Here is an 18,487-nt window from a genome sequence, read left to right as displayed (position 1 = left end):
GCGGACATTTTTCAAGGGTTGCGGGTGATCAAAGGTTTGTTCAAGGGCTTGGTGATTTTGGTCGTGCTGGCCTTGGCGTTGGCCGCTGTAGCCTATTTTTGGGTGCAAAGCCCCATGCCGCACCGAGCACCAGCGGCCACCCCGGTCGATTTGTCGATTGAGCCTGGCACCTCGGCCAAAGCCATCGCGCAGGCTGTTGCCGATGCCGGTGTGGATACTTCGCCCACCTTGCTTTATGCGTGGTTTCGCCTGTCGGGCCAATCGCGGCAGATGCGCGCAGGCAGCTATGAAATTGCCCCCGGCACGTCGCCCAAGCGTTTGCTGAGCATGCTGGTGCGGGGCGAAGAAAGCCTGCGCACCGTGACGATTGTGGAGGGCTGGAACTGGCGTCAAGTGCGGCAGGCCTTGGCCAAGGCCGACCACCTCCAACCCGACAGTCGGACGCTGGACGATGCGGCCTTGATGTCGCAGCTTGGCCGCCCCGGCGTGGCCCCGGAAGGGCGCTTTTACCCAGATACCTATTCGTACGCCAAGGGCGCCAGTGACTTGGCGGTGTTGCAGCGGGCCATGAAGGCCATGGACAAACAACTGCAGCACGCCTGGGATGCGCGGCAACCCGGCGCAGCATTGCAGTCGCCCGAACAGGCGCTGATTTTGGCGAGCATTGTCGAAAAGGAGACCGGCAAGGCCCATGATCGCGCTCAGATTTCAGGTGTATTCAACAACCGGCTGCGCATCGGCATGCGCCTGCAAACCGACCCGACGGTGATTTATGGCTTGGGTGAAGCTTTTGACGGCGACTTGCGCCGGGTGCACTTGACGACCGACACCCCCTGGAACACCTACACCCGTGGCGGCTTGCCGCCCACACCGATTGCCATGCCCGGCAAAGCGGCTTTGTTGGCGTCGGTGCAACCTGCCAAAACCTCTGCGATTTACTTTGTCGCTAAAGGCGATGGCAGCAGCCATTTCAGCGCTACGCTCGACGAGCACAACCGTGCGGTCAACCGTTATCAGCGTGGGCAGAAGTAGGCCCAGCTGTGCAAGCGCTCATCGCGGTCGGAGTCCGCTCCTACAGGTGGCTACACCTGCGACAATCGGGTTTTGTCTTTCACGCACACCATGACACGCGGTTTGTTCATCAGTTTTGAAGGCATCGACGGCGCGGGCAAGTCCACGCACATCGCCAGCGTGGCCGAACTGTTTCGCCATGCGGGCAGGACGGTGGTGCTGACCCGCGAACCAGGCGGCACGCCGCTGTCCGAAAAGCTGCGCGAACTGGTACTTCACGAACCCATGGACGCGCTGACTGAAGCGCTGTTGATGTTCGCGGCGCGCCGTGAGCACCTGGTGCAGGTGATCGAACCCGCTCTAGCCCGTGATGATGTGGTGTTGTGCGACCGCTTCACCGACGCCACTTTTGCTTATCAAGGGGGTGGTCGCGGTTTTGACTGGCAGGTGCTGGCCCAGTTGGAGCGGATGGTGCAGGCCTTGCCCAATGGGGCTTTTCGCCAGCCAGAGCTGACCGTGTGGTTCGATCTGGACCCGCTCATCGCAGCGCAGCGCCTCGTCTCGGCCCGTATGCCCGACAAATTTGAATCTCTGCCAGCCGACTTTTTTGCCGCCGTTCGCGCCGGCTATGCCAAACGCCAGACCGAAATGCCCGAGCGATTTGCACGCATCGACGCGGCCCAAAACCTGGATGCCGTGGGCGCTGAGGTGGGTCGTGTGGTTTCCGACTGGCTGAAACAGCTTTCCCCATGAGCGCCGTTTTGAATGCACCCTGGATTGCACGCCAAGCCACCGAGTTGCTGGCCCAACGCGGTCATGCTTGGTTGCTGCAAGGTCCGTCGGGCTTGGGGCAGTACGAATTGTCCCTGGCCGTGGCTTCGGCTTGGTTGTGTGAGAAGCCCACTGCGCAAGGCGCTTGCGGCGACTGCCCAAGCTGTCATGCGGTGGCGGTGCACACGCACGCAGATTTGGCTGTGTTGATGCCCGAGACCGTGATGATCGAGCTGGGTTGGCCTTTGTCTGAAAAAGCCCAGGACGAGATCGACAAGAAAACCCGCAAGCCCAGCAAAGAGATTCGGGTGGAAGCCATGCGCGAAGCGGTGCAGTTTTCACAGCGCACCGATGCCCGTGGACGGGGCAAGGCGGTGCTGGTGTTTCCGGCCGAACGCATGAACACCATCACGGCCAACGCGCTGCTCAAAACCTTAGAAGAGCCGCCTGGCGATGTGCGCTTTGTGCTCGCGACAGAAGCCAGCCACATGCTGCTGCCCACCATCCGCAGCCGCTGCTTGGCCCACACCATGAAGTGGCCTGAGGCTGATGAGGCCTTGACTTGGCTGAGCGGTCAGGGCATTCCCGCCCCGGTTGCTCAGCCCTTGTTGCGCAGTGCGGGTGGCCGACCCGCCGATGTCCTGCGCCAGGCCGAAGCCGGTTTGTCGCCCGATTGGTGGGCCGATTTGCCCAAAGCCATGAGACAGGGCGATCCCCGCCACTTGTCCGATTTGAGCCCTGCGCAAGCCATCGACGCCTTGCAAAAGCTTTGCCACGATTTGGTGTTGCGAGAGTCGGGTGTTGTGCCGCGCTTTTTTGATGTGACCCAATTGCCCGCGACCCAAGCTTCGGTGGCGGTGCTGACCGATTGGTTCAAGCGGTTGATGCAATCGGCGCGCACGGCCGAGCACCCTTTCAATGCCGGTTTGATGCTGGAAGCCCTGACCGCTGATGCCCAACAAACGCTGCTGTCCAAGGGCTGAGCCATGTACACCGATTCCCACTGCCACTTGAATTTTCCCGAGCTGATGAGCCAGCTGGACAGCATCCAGCAGGCCATGGTGGCCGCCCAAGTGACACGCGCCATGGTCATTTGCACGACCCTGGAAAAGTTTGACGAGGTGCACAACTTGGCCATGGCCAACGAGAACATGTGGGCTACCGTGGGTGTGCACCCGGACAACGAAGGCGTGCGCGAACCAAGCTTGCAGGATCTGCTGGACGGCGCAGCCCGAGCCAAAGTGGTGGCCATTGGCGAGACGGGATTGGACTACTACCAAATGGACGAGCGCAAAGGCGGGCGAACCGTGGCCGACATGGAATGGCAACGCGAGCGTTTTCGCACCCACATCCGCGCTGGCAGGCAAACCCAACTTCCGCTGGTGATCCACACCCGTCAGGCTTCAGATGACACCATTGCCATTTTGAAAGAAGAGGGGGAAACTGGCGGCGCAGGGTGCGCGGGCGGTGTTTTTCACTGCTTCACCGAAAGCCAACAGGTCGCGCGTGCGGCATTGGATTTGGGTTTTTACATCTCGTTCTCGGGCATCTTGACCTTCAAAACGGCGTCTGATTTGCGCGAAGTGGCTAAATTTGTACCCGACGATCGCCTGTTGATCGAAACCGACAGCCCCTATTTGGCCCCTGTGCCGTTCCGAGGTAAAACCAACAATCCATCGTATGTGCCGCATGTGGCCACGATGCTGGCCAGTTTGAGAGGGGGGACGGCGGAAGACATTGGCCGTTTGACCACCCGTAATTTCTTATCTTTATTTGATAAAACCCATTAATTCTTCATCATGTATTACTTTAATAAAGTTTCAAAGCTCCTTGTTTTTGTTGGATTATTTCTTATCCATTTCAAAGTTCTCTCTGGCTCCTATGAAGAATTTTTCAAAGCCGTTCAGTTCGACAATGTGCGCACGGTTCAAACACTTTTACAAAGAGGTTTTGATCCCAACACGGTCAACCCTGAGGGCGTTCCAGCATTGATGCTGGCTGTTCGAGAGCCCTCACTGAAAGTCGCGGAGCTTTTGGCCAGTTGGCCCCAAACGCGTACCGAGGTACGCAATGCCAACGATGAAAGTCCCCTCATGCTTGCTGCACTGAGGGGATATTTACCTTTGGTCAAGAAATTGGTGGCCAATGACGCCGATGTCAACAAACCCGGCTGGACCCCTTTGCATTACGCGGCGACGGGAGGACACGTTGCGATCATTGAGTTTTTACTCGATGAAAGCGCCTACATTGATGCCGAATCTCCCAATGGCACCACGCCTTTGATGATGGCTGCAATGTATGGCAGTCCTGAAGCGGTCAAAGTCTTGATTCAGGCTGGCGCTGATTTGAATCTCAAGAACCAATTGGGCATGACAGCTCTTGACTTTGCTGTACGTGGACAACGAAACAATGCCCGAGAGTTGATCGAAACTGGCTTGTCTCGATTGGCTGAGCGTCAAAAACGCAATCTCCATTTGCAACAAAGTCCAACAGAGCAGCCTTCGTCTCGTTGACAAGGCCCTCGACTGGACTGAGCTTGCCTGCCTTGTCAATTTTAATGATGCTTACGATGCATATTATGTAAAGTTATAAATGTAACAAAACCAACAGACTGACTTGATCTGAAACGTCCAATCTAGAGTGAGGATGATCCAGCAGCACCAGCCCACTTCGATCAACGGTTGTTGTTCAGGGCGTCAAGAGCAAGCGGTGAACAGCTGTACTTTTATGTTGAAGGGGCCGGTATTGCCCCGATGCCCACGCCTTGGCCATCGATCGGCTACGGGTATCAAAAACATGACCTGATTGACCGGTTTGGTAAATGAAGACCGATTGATCAGGATCGGCCAAGTCATAAACCGCACGCATCGAAGCCGCGTGGCGGTTGGCAAAAGGCTCCTTCAGGTCATTGGCCCAGTATTGCCCCACGTTCACCGTGAACAAATCCCCTGCGCTTTCGGTGCGCACATCAAAAATGGTGTTCAGCAAAGGCACTTTGCCAAAGGGCTTGTGGCTGCTGATGGCCGGATGCCAAGCACCCCAGCGCCAGGCACGCATGTCCTGGCCTTGTTGAGCTGCAATGCGGGCCAAAGCGCGGTCGAGTGCAGCAGACACTTGTGCTGGGCAGCCGGCAGCGCCACACCAAAATGCGTCCGAGCGGTTCAAGATGCCCTCTACCGCCGCGCGAAAATGGCGTTTGCCGTAAAGCGCCTGAAAACGCTCGGCCCCCAAATGCGGCACCAGCAAGCCCCGTGTCAATTCATCGGCCCAGACGTTGAACACCAGCGCAGCGGCACTGTCGGCCTTCATCTGACCATCAAAAGTGCTGAGCATTTTCAGGGCCTGAGCGCCCAGCGGGTGTTGAGGTTTGGCAGTCAGAGCAGCCGGAAGCAGCGCCTTAGCGCCCAGAGACATGACGTCGTTTTGGATGGCTTGCAGGCTTTCTCGGCTGTGTTTCGGGCTGGCCGCCAGCAATTGTTCAATGCGCTCAAAGCGCTCGGGCGTGGTCCAGTCGCCTCCCACAAAATGCGCATAACCGGGCGGCAGGATGTTCTGGTTGGCGGTGGCGTGCCAGCCCTTGGCTTCGATGGCTTGGCGATTCACCGAAGGGTTTTGCTCAGCGGGCAACCAACCGGTCCAGTCGTATTGGGCCAGCCAACCTGGGGCGGGTGCGACTCCCCGAATGTCGTTTTGCGGCGAGCGTATGGGCAGTTTGCCCACGGCCTGAAACGCCACGTCGCCCTGCGTGTCGGCCATGACCACGCTTTGCATGGGCGCATGGTTGTCGGTGAAAGCCTTTTGCAGTTCCGGCACGGTTTGCGCCCAGTTGGTCAACATGCCCGATTCAACCGTCTTATTGTCTTCAGTCAAGGCTGACCAGCGCAAGCTGACGGCGTAGCGCTGGCCGTCAATCAGCTGGCGGTATTGCGCTTGAACATCGCTGATGACAGGCCCGTGCCGCGTGTTGCGAATTGTGAGGGTCACATCGCCCTGCCCTTTGACGCGGATGGTTTCGGCGCGCTCTTCGAATGAGGCCCAGCCGGTGGGTGTGCGGTATTGGCCGGGTTTGGTGGCGTCCAGTTGTTCCAGGTACAAGTCCTGAACGTCTGGCCCGGTGTTGGTGAAGCCCCAGGCCACGCCTTGCGTGCGGCCCAGCACCACAAAAGGCAATCCGGGCAAGGTAGCCCCAATCACATCCAGCGCGGGGTGTTTGTGCCCACCGGGCAATTGCCCTGCAGGCGCTTGGAGGCGGGCGAAATACCAAATGGCTGGCGAACTCAAAGCCAAATGCGGATCGTTGGCCAGCAGGGGCTTGCCGCTGACGCTGCGGCTGCCAGGCACCACCCAGTTGTTGCTGCCCTTGCCTTCCAGAATGCCAACATCGCGCACCCAGTCGGCCGACCATTGGGCCAAAGCGTTCGAGGCAGGCTGGATGGCCGACGCGGTTTTGCCTTTGGCCGCGTACACGCCCAGCTCAGCATACAAGGCCGGCAGGTCGACTGCAGAAACGGGTTTATCACCCCGGTAAGGCGGCATGAGTTGCCACAGTTGCTCATGGTTGAGCACCTGCGACGCGGACAAACGGGCAAATTCCTGACCCCAGTTGCCCCCCAAATCGAGGGCCATCATCAGCGCCCAGCCCACACTGTCTTCGGGTGACCAGGCTTGGCCTTTGTGGCCACCGGCCACGGTGCCGAGGATCTTGAATTCGGGCGATGGCCGCACCGCACCGCTTTGCCAGGCGTTCTGAATGCCCTCGCTGTAGGCCTGCAAGGCCGCTTGAGTTGCGGGCGATAAACCCTTCAACTGTTTTTGCGCCATGCCGATGATGCCCAACGTGCGCATGAGTTTGTCGGTGTCCAGCGTGGCAGTGCCCAAAATCTCAGACAACTCACCGCGCATCAGGCGGCGGTTGAATTCAAGCTGCCAGCCGCGCTCTTGGGCGTGCACAAATCCCAGTGCGCGCCAAGTGTCCAGGGCGGAGGCACCTTCAATGTGCGTCACATCCGCGGCATCGCGGGTGATGTTGACCGGGGCACCCAAACCCGCCAGTTTGAGTTGACCGTTGAGTTGCGGCATGCTGCGCAGCAAGTGCACGGCCAATACGCCGCCCGCCGCCAGCACAGCGGCCAGCAGCAGCAAAACAAGTCGTCCGATCCATTTCATGGGTGTCTCCGTGCGGGCGATGGGTGCGCCTCTTGGGTGGTTCGCTCAGACCTTCATTCGAGGCCATTCTCCAAGCTTTAAATGTGGCCCCAAACCATCAGCGCGTCACGCCCTTCGGTGACAAGGTCGACTTTGGCACCCACGGGCAGCAGCACCTTGGTCGCCACATGGCCAAAAGGCAAACCGGTGAGTACCGGGGCCTTGATCTGGCTACGCAACCCATCGAGGACGGTGTTCAGTTTGAAGCCTTTATCGTGTGTGGGCACCAATTTGTAATGGGTGAATTGACCCATCAACACCGCTTTTTGCTGGTTCAAAACGCCCGAATGCAGCAACTGGGTCAGCATCCGCTCCACCCGGTATGGGTGCTCGCCAACGTCTTCGATGAACAGCACACCGCCCTTGATTTGAGGGAAATATGGCGTACCCAGCAGCGAGTTCAACACCGTGAGGTTGCCACCCCAAAGTGGCGCGTCTTTCACCAGCACGCGGCTCTCAGCCTCCAGCTTGGGCAGATGCCAACCAGTGCCCTCACCCTGCTCCAACAGCAGGTCATCAAAGCAGGCTTGCATGATGTCATCGGGTTCTTCTTCGGGACCGAAGTCTTCACCTAAAGCTGGACCTTGCCAGCTGATGCGCCCGGTCTTGGCGTAAACGGCTTGGTTGAAGGCTGTGAAATCGCTCAAACCCACAAACTGCGTGCCGCCATCGATGGCCTTGGCAATGGCTTTGTAGGGCAAGCTGGGCAGGATGCGCGTGAGGCCGTAGCCACCGCGGGAAATCAGGGCCACATCGGCGCCACTGGCTGCAGCGCGGGTGATGGCTGCGATGCGCGTGGCATCGTCCCCGGCAAAGCGCATGTGGCTGGCCAATGCGGCTTCATCCACCTCAACTTCATGGCCTTGGGCTTTCAAGCGCTTGAGGCCGCGACGGAATGCAGATTTGTCGCGCACCGCGCTGGAGGGAGAAAAAATATAAATGTGGGCCATGAATTCTTGGTCAAAGGCAAAAACCGTTTTGCCTTGGGACGGCAAAAGCTGCAACTTGAACGGTGCAAGCGGAACGCATCAAGGCCTGAAGTGTCGCACAGCCGCCTGTGCAATCGCCCTGCCCTGCTCCTGCACAAAATGGCCCGCATCCGGCAGTAGCATGGGCTCTGGGCAGCCTTTGATTTGACTTTGTAATTGGCGCATCACCGGCTCGCCCAACACGGGGTCTTGCTGGCCAATGGCCATGAATGTCTGACCTTGCCAAGCGTCGCGCCAAAAGTCACGCGCTTGCCGCGAGATGGCCGCACCGGGCGAATCAGCAAACTCAGGCACCATGGGTGGAAAGGCGCGCAGCGCGGCTCGGTAGCCTTTGTCCGGAAACGGCGCGTTGTAGGCCGCCGTCTCTGGGGCCGTCATGCTGCGGTTGCCACGGGCAAACAGTTTGCCCACATCGAACAGCGGTTGACTTTGGCACCATGACCGCCAGGCCAGAAAACCCTCGCTCAAAGGAGCGTCACCCGTGGCCAAGGTGGTGTTCATGACCAGCAGGCCTTTGTAACGCTCTGGTGAGGCCATGGGCAAAGTCATCCCCAAAATGCCCCCCCAGTCTTGTACCACCAGCACCACGCGCTGTAAGTCAAGCCGATCGATCCAGTCGAGCAATGACTGCCGATGCGTTTCAAAGCTGTGAAAACTGTCCTTCTTGGGCTTATCGCTCTTGCCAAAGCCGATCAGGTCGGGGGCCACCACACGGTGCCCCGCCGCCTGCCAAACCGGGATCATCTTGCGGTAGAGATAACTCCAGGCCGGGTTGCCGTGAAGGCAAAGCCAGGTCAGTGGCGCATTCACGTCGCCTTCATCCAGGTAGTGCATGCGCAGACCTGCGACGCTGGGCAGATCGCTCACATAGCGCGGCTCCCACTGGTAATCTGGCAAATCGACAAAGGCCTCGTCGGGGGTGCGCAAAGCGTCTTCTCTGAGCGGGTGTGGGTTCATTCGCTTGGGCCTGAAAAAGTCTTTGAGCAACTGGCCGCAATCCTCAGCCAGCACGCCGCCTGTGACCTGGGTTTGGTGGTTCAGTTGATTGTGCTCAAACAGGTTGAGCACCGAGCCCGCCACTCCGGTGCGCGGGTCGGCTGCCCCAAACACCACACGGTCCACCCGCGCATGCAACATGGCGCCGCTGCACATGGCGCATGGCTCCAGCGTCACATAAAGCGTGCAGCCGTCGAGCCGATAATTCCCGAGCACCCGGGCCGCTTCGCGCAGCGCCACCACCTCGGCATGCGCCGTCGGGTCATGGCTGGCAATCGGGGCATTGCGGCCCTTGGCGATCACCTGGCCGTCTTTGACGACCACGGCCCCCACCGGGACCTCACCGGCGGCTGAGGCCTCGCGAGCTTGCTCCAAGGCCAGGCGCATGCCTTGCTCGTCGGTCCAACCGTTCATGCGTCGGCATCCTCTTCAATGTGAAAGCGGTGTAAAAACCGGTGAAGCACGGGTGCGCCCAGCACGCCAACACAAATCAATGCGACAAAACCGCTGTAGAGCGCATAGCTGCCAGCAAACAATTTGCCTGCTTGGGTAAGCGGCTCGCCCACCGGTCCCATGCCCGACAAAATCATGGCAGCGCTCAGATAAGCATCGATCCAAGGCTGGCCTTCAATGGCGTGGTACCCAAGCATGCCCACCGCCAAAGAAACCACAACCAACAGCAAGGCTGTGCCTGCAGCACCGACCAATCGGCGGTGGTAGTCCGCCTGGGGGATCAAAGGCTTGCTGTAATGTTCAAACACGTTTTTTCATCCCTGAAAGGGCAAAGGATGCTCTCGCAAGACAGGTTGAACAACCCGCATTGGGGTGCTGTGAAGTGGTTGAGGGTGGTGCATGTCTGACGGAATGTATCAAAACAAAGGCACCCGAAGGTGCCTTGTCTCTCACTCCCACTCGATCGTCGCCGGTGGCTTGCTCGACACGTCGTAGGTCACTCTGTTGATGCCGCGCACTTCGTTGATGATGCGCCCCGACACTTTCTTGAGCAGCGCGTAAGGCAGCTCGGCCCAGTCGGCGGTCATGAAATCGCTGGTTTGCACCGCACGCAAAGCCACCACATAGTCATAAGTGCGGCCATCGCCCATCACGCCCACGCTTTTCACGGGCAAGAACACGGTGAAGGCCTGGCTGGTCAGGTCGTACCAGGTCTTGCCGGATTCATCGGTGAAATTACGCAGTTCTTCGATGAAGATTGCGTCTGCACGGCGCAGCAGGTCGGCGTATTCTTTTTTCACTTCGCCCAGAATGCGCACGCCCAATCCCGGGCCGGGAAAGGGGTGGCGGTAAACCATCTCGCGGGGCAAGCCCAGTGCCACGCCCAGTTCGCGCACCTCGTCTTTGAACAGCTCACGCAGAGGCTCCAGCAGTTTGAGGCCCAGTTGCTCGGGCAAACCGCCCACGTTGTGGTGGCTTTTGATGGTCACGGCCTTTTTGCTCTTGGCGCCGCCGGACTCGATCACGTCAGGGTAAATCGTGCCTTGCGCCAAAAAGGTCGCACCTTTGTGACCGCCGTCGCCAGCTTTCAATTTCGCAGCCTGCTCTTTGAATACGTCCACAAACAAGCCGCCAATGATCTTGCGTTTGGCTTCGGGGTCGCTCACCCCTGCCAGTTTGCCGAGGAACAAATCGCTGGCATCGACGCGGATGACATGTGCTTGCAACTTGCCAACGAACATCTCCATGACCATGTCGCCTTCATTCAAGCGCAACAGGCCGTGGTCCACAAACACGCAGGTCAGCTGGTCGCCGATGGCGCGGTGAATGAGCGCCGCCGCCACCGACGAATCGACGCCTCCCGACAAGCCCAGGATGACCTCTTCGTCACCCACTTGCTCGCGGATCTTGGCCACAGCTTCTTGAATGTAGTCACCCATGATCCAGTCAGGGCGGGCTTGGCAGATGTCAAGCACAAAACGGTTGAGCAGGGCCTGGCCCTGAACGGTGTGCGTGACTTCGGGGTGGAACTGCACGGCATAGAAGTGACGCGACTCGTCGGCCATACCCGCAATCGGGCAAGCCGGGGTAGAGGCCATGACCTTGAAGCCAGCAGGCATGGCCGTGACCTTGTCGCCGTGGCTCATCCAGACCTTGAGCATGCCGTGGCCTTCGGGGGTGGCGAAGTCTTCGATGCCTCTGAGCAGTTCGGTGTGGCCATGGGCCCGGACTTCGGCGTAGCCAAATTCGCGGGTGGTGCCCGCCTCCACCTTGCCACCCAGCTGCTGGGCCATGGTTTGCATGCCGTAGCAAATGCCCAAAACCGGCACGCCCAACTCGAACACCGCATCGGGGGCTTTGTCGTCCACCTCGTACACGCTGGCGTGGCTGCCCGACAGGATCACCCCCTTGAGCTTGCCGTCTTTGGCGAACTCGCGCACCCAGTCGCTGCTCACATCACAAGGATGCACTTCGCAAAACACATGGGCTTCGCGCACGCGACGTGCGATGAGCTGGGTAACTTGCGAGCCGAAGTCGAGGATCAGGATCTTGGAATGCTGCATGGCAGGCGTCGTTCTTTGAGAAATGAAAAGGCGTCTGGGGTGCAGACGCCTTGGTGATCAGGTTTAGATTTTAGTCGGCCCGGTAATTCGGGGCTTCCTTGGTGATCTGCACATCGTGCACATGGCTTTCGCGGATGCCGGCAGCCGTGATTTCCACAAACTGAGAATCGTTGTGCATGGCCTCTATCGTCGCGCAGCCGCAGTAACCCATGCTGGCACGCAAGCCGCCCGACATTTGGTAAATGATGGCCACGACCGAGCCTTTGTAGGGCACGCGGCCTTCGATGCCTTCGGGCACCAGTTTGTCGGCATTCGGGTTGCCGGTGCTGGATTCCTGAAAGTAGCGGTCAGCGCTGCCCTGCTGCATGGCACCAATCGAGCCCATGCCGCGGTAGCTCTTGTAGCTGCGGCCCTGAAACAGCACGATTTCGCCGGGTGCCTCTTCGGTGCCCGCGAACATGCCACCCATCATCACCGTGCCTGCGCCTGCGGCAATGGCTTTGGCGATGTCGCCGCTGTAGCGGATACCGCCGTCAGCAATCAGCGGCACGCCAGTGCCTTTGAGCGCTGTGGCCACAGAATCCACCGCCATGATTTGCGGCACGCCCACGCCCGCCACGATACGCGTGGTGCAGATCGAGCCGGGGCCAATGCCCACTTTCACCGCGTCGGCACCGGCTTCGACCAGGGCCAAAGCGGCTGCGCCAGTCGCGATGTTGCCGCCAATGACATCGATATGCGGATAGTTTTGTTTGACCCAGCGCACCCGGTCGAGCACGCCTTTGCTGTGACCGTGCGCGGTGTCCACCACGATGGCGTCGACACCGGCACGGGCCAGTGCTGCCACGCGCTCTTCGGTACCCTCGCCCACACCCACAGCCGCGCCCACGCGCAGCTTGCCTGCGCTGTCCCGGGCCGCATTGGGAAAGTTGAGTTGTTTGGTGATGTCTTTGACCGTGATCAGGCCCTTGAGCTCGAAGGCATCGTTCACCACCAGGAGGCGTTCGAGTTTGTGTTTGTTGAGCAGGTGTTTGGCTTGCTCAGGCGTGGTGCCTTCGGGCACGGTGACCAGGCGCTCGCGCGGGGTCATGATCTCGCTGACTTTTTGGTCGTAGCGGGTCTCAAAGCGCAAATCACGGCCAGTCACGATACCGACCACTTTACCGCCGTCACAGACGGGAAAGCCCGACACACCGAGTTCATCCGACAAGGCCATGACCTGGCGCACGGTGGTGTCGGGGGTGATCACGACTGGGTCGCGCAGCACGCCGGACTCGTAACGCTTGACCTTGGCCACCTGTGCGGCTTGCTCTTGCGCTGTGAGGTTTTTGTGCACGATGCCGATGCCGCCTTCTTGAGCGATGGCGATGGCCAGGCGTGCTTCGGTCACGGTATCCATGGCAGCGGACACCAAGGGCAGGTTCAGGCGGATGTTGCGGGTGAATTGCGTCGCGAGCGATGTGTCCTTGGGCAGGACTTGGGAGTACGCGGGGACGAGGAGAACGTCGTCAAAAGTCAGGGCTTTACCGAGTAGGCGCATAAGCTAGAGCTCCAAAAGATCGATTGTACCCGTGTAGACCAAGGGATTTCCCTGATCTGACCTCAAAAACGATGGCTGAAAAGACTCATGCGTTTTGGTAATGCAGCACTTTGAGCGACTTTTCAGGATCGATATCCACAAATGCCGCCGGATTGGCCAAGCGCTCGACAAAATGCAAACAAGGAGCGGCCTCGGCCACCTGTTCATGCAAAAACTGCGTGTCCAACTCGGGCGCGTTCAGACACAGCAGCACATGGCCTTGAGGCTCCAGCAAATCTGGCAAACGGCGGATCAGCTTGATGTAGTCTTTGGTGGCGATGAAGCTGCCCTTTTGATAACTGGGCGGGTCAATGACGATCACGCCATATGGCCCCATTTTGTTGATCTTGCCCCAAGTCTTGAAGATGTCGTGGCCCAAAAAACGGGCTTTGGCGGGCAGGTCGTTCAGGCGGTGGTTTTGCTGGCCCACGGCCAGCGCGCCATGACTCATGTCGAGGTTGAGCACCTGCGCCGCCCCACCCTGCAGCGCTACCACCGAAAACGCACAGGTGTAGGCGAACAGGTTGAGGATGTTTTCGTGCTTTGCATGGCGTTTGAGCCACTCGCGCCCTTTGGCCATGTCCAAGAAAAGGCCATGGTTTTGCCCGCGCATCACGTGCACCAGGTACTTGGCGCCTTGCTCAGTTACCACATGCGGTTCGGGCACGCTGCCCGCCATGAGGCGGGTTTGCGCTTCGCCCTGCGCTCTGCATTGGAACACCCAGTTGAGCGGCTCGCTGGGCGCCAAGGTGTCCCAGCGTTGCGCCAGGGCCTGGTGGCACAGGGCCAGCTCGTACTCGCTCACGATTTTGAAGCTGGTCAAAACCCAGACGGGCGAAAACCAATCCAGGGTCCAGTGCTCGCAACCGGGGTACAAGCCGCCACGACCGTGGAACACCCGATGCGCATCGCCGGTGTTGGCCATCTGGGCGATGGCGTTCAAAAGGGCTTGCATGCTGATTTCAATACCCGGCAGCAGACCCACTTTTGCGCTTGGCAAAGAGACCCGTGCGGCCTTTGCCTTGGCGCTTGAAGCGCTGGCGCCGTGCGACTTTGGGGTCGACCTTGAGGGGGCGGTACAACTCGATGCGGTCTTCGGCTTGCACCACCTGGGTCCAGGGCACTTTTTTGCCCCAAATGCCAGGTTGTTGAAACTGCAGAGATGACAAGGCTATGTCATCGGTACACCCCGGGCTTTGCAAAAGTTGCGTCACGCCGCGCTCCAGCACGACCTGGACGGTGCTCCCTGCGGGAACCTGCAGGTGAATTTCTTGCACATGCCGAGGGGCCAAACTCCAGCAAAGGGTGACTTGAACAAACTGTTCAGCCATACACCGATTCGGCACGTTTGACAAAAGCATCCACCAAGCTGGCCGCGATCTTGTCGAACACCGGCCCCACCAGCGCTGCCAGGGTTTTGCTAGAAAAACCGTACTGCAAATCCAGCTCCACTTTGCAGGCGCGTTGCGTGCCATCGCCCACAGGCGTGAAGCGCCACATGCCACTCAGGTTGGAAAAGGGGCCATTCACCAGGCTCATGCCGACCGAACGACCTTCTTCGTGGGTGTTGCGGGTAGTGAAGGTTTGCTGAATGCCGCCCAGGCTGATGCCGACCTCGGCCACCATGCCTTGGGCGTCGGTTTCGAGCACGCTGGCACGGTCACACCAAGGCAAAAATTCGGGGTAGCGCGCCACGTCGGTCACGAGGCGAAACATTTCTTCTGGCGTGTACCAAATCAGAACGGACTTGTGGATATTCTTCATACAATGCAGCGATTGTAGTTTTTCGACGCGCCTGCAGTCACTTGATCCTGCTGCACATCCTTGCGAACGGCCGTGCCGTCCTTATCTGCTCCTCATGGCCACCACCAAAAAGCCCCCTGCTGCGCCCACCTTTGCCAAGATTGCCGAGAACAAAAAAGCGTCGTTCGACTATTTTTTTGAAGAGCGTTACGAGGCCGGCATGGTGCTGGAAGGCTGGGAAGTCAAGGCGATCCGTGAAGGCAAGGTGCAGCTCACCGACGGTTATGTGGTCATCCGCAATGGTGAGCTGTTCATCATCGGCTGCCTGATCAACCCGCTCAAAACCGCATCGACCCACATCAACCCCGAGGCCGCACGCACACGCAAACTGCTGCTGAACAAGGAAGAGATCAAGCGGCTGATTGGCAAGATCGAGCAAAAGGGCTACACGCTGGTGCCGATCAATTTGCATTGGAAAGCTGGCAAGGTTAAATGTGACATTGCGCTGGCCAAGGGCAAGGCCGAGCACGACAAGCGCGACACCATCAAGGACCGTGAAGGCAAGCGAGAAGTCGAACGCGCCATGAAAAGCCGCCACCGCGACCGCTGATCACCAAAGCCCAAGCGTTCAGCTCAAATCTCGCAGAGGATGGTGGTCTGAGGGCCAAGGGCTCACAAAGAAACCTGCCGCTTCTGACAGATCCACATCTTCCACACGGGCCGGTTTCCAGTTCGGACTGTGGTCTTTGTCCACAGCCAAGGCGCGGATGCCTTCCACCGTATCGCTGTCGGCCACCGAACGCAGGTGGAAACAGTGATAGACCATGTCGCGTTCCATGCGCAGATCATCGGCCAGGCTCATTTGTCTTGCGCGGCGGATTTGTTCCAGCACCACGTGCAGCATCAAGGGTGAGCGGTGGCGCAAGACATGTGCAGTTTTCTGACTCCATTCGTCAGTGGCCGACTCCAATTTGTGCAACATGTCGGCCATGCTGGGCAGACCAAACACTTCATCAATTTGCGGCTGAGGCGTCAGCTTCTCAGGTGCCATTGCACCGGCTTGGGCCAGCACCCAGCGCTCAACCGATTCGGCGTTTTCAAAAGGGCTGCTGATCAAGGTTTGCCAGATGGACTCGAGCATGCCGCTGGTCAGTGCGATGTCGGCCAACTTGGCGGCCACGGCTTGGGGACCGCTCAGCATCTGACCCGTCAGGCCCAGGTATTCGCCCAGACGCCCCGGGCAACGGCTCAGGAAAAAACCCCCACCCACATCCGGGAACAAACCAATGTGGGTTTCGGGCATGGCCATCTTGGTGCGCTCGGTCACCACACGCACGCTAGCGCCCTGGCTGATGCCCATGCCGCCACCCATGACGATGCCATCCATGAAGGCGATATAGGGCTTGCTGTAAGTATGGATCAGGTGGTTCAGGCGGTACTCTTCGGTGAAGAAATCACCCAATGAGGCATCGCCCGCGTGTGCAGCTTGATGGAAAAAGCGAATGTCTCCGCCTGCAGAAAAAGCCCCAAATGGGCCTTCTTTGCCAGTACCGCGCACCGCCACGGCCAGCACTTGAGGGTTGGATTGCCAATCGAGCAAAGCCTGCGTCAAGGCCCGCACCATGTCCAGCGTCAAGGCGTTCAGCGCCTTGGGGCGGTTGAGGGTGATACAGCCAATGCGGCCTTCAATTTGAGCGATGACTTCAGTCATTGTTTTGTTTCCAGCCTAACCATTGGTTCATGAGCAAAGCCCCCAGGACCAGGGACCCGCCCAACAATACGCTCATTTGCGGGGCTTCATTGGCTCCCCACCAAGCCAAGGCGATGCCAAACACGATTTCAAGTAGACACAGCAAGGATGCCTCAGGGGCTTTGAGCACCCGCACGCAAATCACTGACAACACACAGGGAATGGCCAACTGGAACAAGCCCAAAATTGCAAGTAAGCCCACATCGTGGGCCGATGCTTGGAAAGGCATGGCCAAAGGCAAAGTGAATAAAGTAGAGAACACGGCGCCCAACAACACCGAGGGCACCAAATCCAGACTGTGGCCATCGCTTTGGCTTTTTTGCGCCAAGGTCCACTGCACGGCACCCGCGATGGGCACACACAAGGCCACCAAGGAACCCAGTAAAAAGTTGGGGTCTCCCAAACTCAGCTGGGTGCCATACATCCAGCCAATCCCGATACCCGCCAGCACAATGGCCACCCAAGTGCGCAATGGCAGTTGGTGGCGCAAAAATACGCGCGTGAACAAGGCCGTGAGCAAGGGCCCAACGGCCATGGTGATCAACACATTGGCGACCGCTGTGAGCGTCAACGCCACCATGAAAGCGGTGAACATCACGCTCCAGCACACGCCAGAAAGCCAAAAGTAGCGGTTGCGCCAAGGTAAGCGCGACCACACCCCCCTGCCCTGCCACAAAGGCAGAATGACCAGCAGGGACACAACGGTGAAAAAGCTGCGCCAGAAGGTGACTTCGAAGCTACGTGCTTCCTCCAAGTGCCGCGTGACAACCCCAGCCATGGACCACAGGGCGGTGCAGCCCACCATGGTCCAGACGGCCAGGCCGTGGGTCATGCGCATGATCAATCAGCCCATCACTTGTTGCGCTTGCGGTCGCTTTCCTTAAGGAAGCGCTTGCGCAGACGCACGCTCTTGGGCGTGATTTCAACCAGTTCGTCGTCCTCGATGAACTCAACGCCGTACTCCAGCGTCAAGTCAATCGGAGGCGTGATCTTGATCGCATCTTCTTTGCCGGACACGCGGAAGTTGGTCAACTGCTTGGTGCGGGTGGCATTGACCACCAGATCGTTGTCACGGCTGTGAATACCCACAATCATGCCCTCATACACCGGATCGTTCGCCTTGACGAACATGCGGCCACGGTCATCAAGTTTGCCCAAGGCGTAGGTGAAAATTTCACCGTCGTCCATGGAGATCAACACACCGTTTTTGCGGCCACCGATTTCACCCTTGTGAGGCTCGTAGCCGTCAAAGATGTTGGAAATCAGACCGGAGCCACGGGTCAAATTCAGGAATTCGTTCGTGAAACCGATCAGACCACGTGCCGGGATGCGGTATTCCAGACGGACACGACCGCGACCATCGGGTTCCATGTTGACCAGTTCACCCTTGCGCTCACCCAGGGCTTGCATCACGCCACCCTGGTGGGTCTCTTCGATGTCGGCGGTGACCAACTCGATGGGTTCATGGCGCTCGCCATTGACATCACGGTACAGCACGCGGGGCTTAGAAACAGCCAACTCGTAGCCTTCGCGGCGCATGTTTTCAAGCAAGATGGTCAGGTGCAATTCACCACGACCGGCGACTTCAAAGATGCCGTCTTCGTCGGTTTCTTTGACGCGCAAGGCGACGTTGTGTTGCAACTCTTTTTGCAGTCGGTCCCAAATTTGGCGGCTGGTCACGAACTTGCCTTCACGGCCAGCCAATGGGCTGGTGTTCACGCAGAAGTTCATGGTCAGCGTGGGCTCATCGACCTTGAGCATGGGCAGGGGCATCGGGTTGGCCACGTCGGTGACCGTCACGCCGATGCCGATGTCCGCAATGCCGTTGATCAGCACAATGTTGCCCGGTCCGGCTTCGGTCACCTGCACGCGGTCCAGGCCCTGAAAGGTCAGGACCTGGTTGATGCGGCCTTTGACGGTTCGCCCA

The 18,487-nt window shown here is 58.9% G+C and carries 18 protein-coding genes; 6 read left to right on the top strand and 12 right to left on the bottom strand.

All coding sequences use genetic code 11. From position 1 onward, the window contains the following. Positions 1–27 precede the first annotated feature (27 nt). From mltG to ABWQ00_RS11110, 5 genes are all read left to right on the top strand, one after another. Positions 28–1,032 carry an endolytic transglycosylase MltG gene (gene mltG / locus ABWQ00_RS11130; RefSeq protein WP_502908128.1) on the top strand — a complete coding sequence of 335 codons (1,005 nt, stop codon included), beginning with the start codon at positions 28–30 and terminating at the stop codon, positions 1,030–1,032. A gap of 90 nt (positions 1,033–1,122) precedes the next feature. Then, positions 1,123–1,764, top strand: coding sequence for a dTMP kinase (tmk, locus tag ABWQ00_RS11125; RefSeq protein ID WP_353238744.1), 642 nt, complete (start codon positions 1,123–1,125; stop codon positions 1,762–1,764). Further along, the gene (locus ABWQ00_RS11120) at positions 1,761–2,765 is read left to right on the top strand and encodes a DNA polymerase III delta subunit-related protein (protein ID WP_353238743.1); all 1,005 of its coding nucleotides are present in this window, start codon (positions 1,761–1,763) and stop codon (positions 2,763–2,765) included. The genes tmk and ABWQ00_RS11120 overlap by 4 nt, the downstream gene beginning before the upstream one ends. Before the next feature lie 3 nt (positions 2,766–2,768). Continuing rightward, positions 2,769–3,572, top strand: a complete 804-nt coding sequence (locus ABWQ00_RS11115) for a TatD family hydrolase (RefSeq protein WP_353238742.1) — start codon at positions 2,769–2,771, stop codon at positions 3,570–3,572. A gap of 9 nt (positions 3,573–3,581) precedes the next feature. Continuing rightward, the gene (locus tag ABWQ00_RS11110) at positions 3,582–4,295 is read left to right on the top strand and encodes an ankyrin repeat domain-containing protein (RefSeq protein WP_353238741.1); all 714 of its coding nucleotides are present in this window, start codon (positions 3,582–3,584) and stop codon (positions 4,293–4,295) included. 175 nt (positions 4,296–4,470) lie between these two features. Here the strand turns inward: ABWQ00_RS11110 and ABWQ00_RS11105 are convergent, their stop codons facing one another. The 9 genes from ABWQ00_RS11105 to ABWQ00_RS11065 all read right to left on the bottom strand — a co-directional run bounded on the left by ABWQ00_RS11105 (position 4,471) and on the right by ABWQ00_RS11065 (position 14,831). After that, positions 4,471–6,948, bottom strand: coding sequence for a penicillin acylase family protein (locus ABWQ00_RS11105; RefSeq protein ID WP_353238740.1), 2,478 nt, complete (start codon positions 6,946–6,948; stop codon positions 4,471–4,473). A gap of 77 nt (positions 6,949–7,025) precedes the next feature. Beyond that, entirely contained in the window at positions 7,026–7,937 is a 912-nt protein-coding gene (locus tag ABWQ00_RS11100; protein WP_353238739.1) for an LD-carboxypeptidase, read from the bottom strand. Positions 7,938–8,015: 78 nt separating this feature from the next. Then, entirely contained in the window at positions 8,016–9,386 is a 1,371-nt protein-coding gene (gene tadA / locus ABWQ00_RS11095) for a tRNA adenosine(34) deaminase TadA (RefSeq protein WP_353238738.1), read from the bottom strand. Then, on the bottom strand, positions 9,383–9,733 hold the full coding sequence (locus ABWQ00_RS11090; RefSeq protein WP_353238737.1) for a hypothetical protein: 351 nt from the start codon (positions 9,731–9,733) through the stop codon (positions 9,383–9,385). The genes tadA and ABWQ00_RS11090 overlap by 4 nt, the downstream gene beginning before the upstream one ends. Before the next feature lie 141 nt (positions 9,734–9,874). Further along, positions 9,875–11,488, bottom strand: coding sequence for a glutamine-hydrolyzing GMP synthase (guaA, locus tag ABWQ00_RS11085; RefSeq protein WP_353238736.1), 1,614 nt, complete (start codon positions 11,486–11,488; stop codon positions 9,875–9,877). Between the two features lie 70 nt (positions 11,489–11,558). Then, positions 11,559–13,028 carry an IMP dehydrogenase gene (gene guaB, locus ABWQ00_RS11080; protein ID WP_353238735.1) on the bottom strand — a complete coding sequence of 490 codons (1,470 nt, stop codon included), beginning with the start codon at positions 13,026–13,028 and terminating at the stop codon, positions 11,559–11,561. A gap of 85 nt (positions 13,029–13,113) precedes the next feature. Beyond that, a complete protein-coding gene (locus ABWQ00_RS11075) occupies positions 13,114–14,022 on the bottom strand; it encodes a class I SAM-dependent methyltransferase (RefSeq protein ID WP_353238734.1) in 909 nt (302 codons plus the stop codon). A 7-nt stretch (positions 14,023–14,029) separates the two neighbouring features. After that, positions 14,030–14,398 carry an RnfH family protein gene (locus ABWQ00_RS11070; protein ID WP_353238733.1) on the bottom strand — a complete coding sequence of 123 codons (369 nt, stop codon included), beginning with the start codon at positions 14,396–14,398 and terminating at the stop codon, positions 14,030–14,032. Continuing rightward, entirely contained in the window at positions 14,391–14,831 is a 441-nt protein-coding gene (locus tag ABWQ00_RS11065) for a type II toxin-antitoxin system RatA family toxin (protein ID WP_353238732.1), read from the bottom strand. The genes ABWQ00_RS11070 and ABWQ00_RS11065 overlap by 8 nt, the downstream gene beginning before the upstream one ends. A 94-nt stretch (positions 14,832–14,925) precedes the next feature. Between ABWQ00_RS11065 and smpB the strand changes: the two genes are divergently transcribed. Next, positions 14,926–15,420, top strand: a complete 495-nt coding sequence (gene smpB / locus ABWQ00_RS11060; RefSeq protein WP_353238731.1) for an SsrA-binding protein SmpB — start codon at positions 14,926–14,928, stop codon at positions 15,418–15,420. An 18-nt stretch (positions 15,421–15,438) separates the two neighbouring features. On the opposite strand, the gene ABWQ00_RS11055 is transcribed toward smpB, so the two are convergent. The 3 genes from ABWQ00_RS11055 to ABWQ00_RS11045 all read right to left on the bottom strand — a co-directional run. After that, positions 15,439–16,521, bottom strand: a complete 1,083-nt coding sequence (locus ABWQ00_RS11055; protein ID WP_353238730.1) for an enoyl-CoA hydratase/isomerase family protein — start codon at positions 16,519–16,521, stop codon at positions 15,439–15,441. Then, positions 16,514–17,398: a DMT family transporter gene (locus tag ABWQ00_RS11050; protein WP_353238729.1), complete on the bottom strand. Its 885-nt coding sequence runs from the start codon at positions 17,396–17,398 to the stop codon at positions 16,514–16,516. The genes ABWQ00_RS11055 and ABWQ00_RS11050 overlap by 8 nt, the downstream gene beginning before the upstream one ends. Positions 17,399–17,412: 14 nt before the next feature. Beyond that, a partial coding sequence (locus ABWQ00_RS11045; RefSeq protein ID WP_502908126.1) for a large ribosomal subunit assembly factor BipA occupies positions 17,413–18,487 on the bottom strand: 1,075 nt, incomplete at its 5' end.

The sequence above is a fragment of the Limnohabitans sp. genome, assembly GCF_040400975.1.
Lineage (GTDB): Bacteria > Pseudomonadota > Gammaproteobacteria > Burkholderiales > Burkholderiaceae_C > Limnohabitans_A.
The sequence above is the reverse complement of the archived record's forward strand: the minus strand, read 5'-3'. Positions and strand labels throughout refer to the sequence as shown.

Coding starts and splice junctions, on each gene's coding strand:
- tmk (WP_353238744.1), top strand. CDS start 1,123: ATGACACGCGGTTTGTTCATCAGTTTTGAAGGCATCGACGGCGCGGGC.
- ABWQ00_RS11120 (WP_353238743.1), top strand. CDS start 1,761: ATGAGCGCCGTTTTGAATGCACCCTGGATTGCACGCCAAGCCACCGAG.
- ABWQ00_RS11115 (WP_353238742.1), top strand. CDS start 2,769: ATGTACACCGATTCCCACTGCCACTTGAATTTTCCCGAGCTGATGAGC.
- ABWQ00_RS11110 (WP_353238741.1), top strand. CDS start 3,582: ATGTATTACTTTAATAAAGTTTCAAAGCTCCTTGTTTTTGTTGGATTA.
- ABWQ00_RS11105 (WP_353238740.1), bottom strand. CDS start 6,948: ATGAAATGGATCGGACGACTTGTTTTGCTGCTGCTGGCCGCTGTGCTG.
- ABWQ00_RS11100 (WP_353238739.1), bottom strand. CDS start 7,937: ATGGCCCACATTTATATTTTTTCTCCCTCCAGCGCGGTGCGCGACAAA.
- tadA (WP_353238738.1), bottom strand. CDS start 9,386: ATGAACGGTTGGACCGACGAGCAAGGCATGCGCCTGGCCTTGGAGCAA.
- guaA (WP_353238736.1), bottom strand. CDS start 11,488: ATGCAGCATTCCAAGATCCTGATCCTCGACTTCGGCTCGCAAGTTACC.
- guaB (WP_353238735.1), bottom strand. CDS start 13,028: ATGCGCCTACTCGGTAAAGCCCTGACTTTTGACGACGTTCTCCTCGTC.
- ABWQ00_RS11075 (WP_353238734.1), bottom strand. CDS start 14,022: ATGCAAGCCCTTTTGAACGCCATCGCCCAGATGGCCAACACCGGCGAT.
- ABWQ00_RS11070 (WP_353238733.1), bottom strand. CDS start 14,398: ATGGCTGAACAGTTTGTTCAAGTCACCCTTTGCTGGAGTTTGGCCCCT.
- ABWQ00_RS11065 (WP_353238732.1), bottom strand. CDS start 14,831: ATGAAGAATATCCACAAGTCCGTTCTGATTTGGTACACGCCAGAAGAA.
- smpB (WP_353238731.1), top strand. CDS start 14,926: ATGGCCACCACCAAAAAGCCCCCTGCTGCGCCCACCTTTGCCAAGATT.
- ABWQ00_RS11055 (WP_353238730.1), bottom strand. CDS start 16,521: ATGACTGAAGTCATCGCTCAAATTGAAGGCCGCATTGGCTGTATCACC.
- ABWQ00_RS11050 (WP_353238729.1), bottom strand. CDS start 17,398: ATGCGCATGACCCACGGCCTGGCCGTCTGGACCATGGTGGGCTGCACC.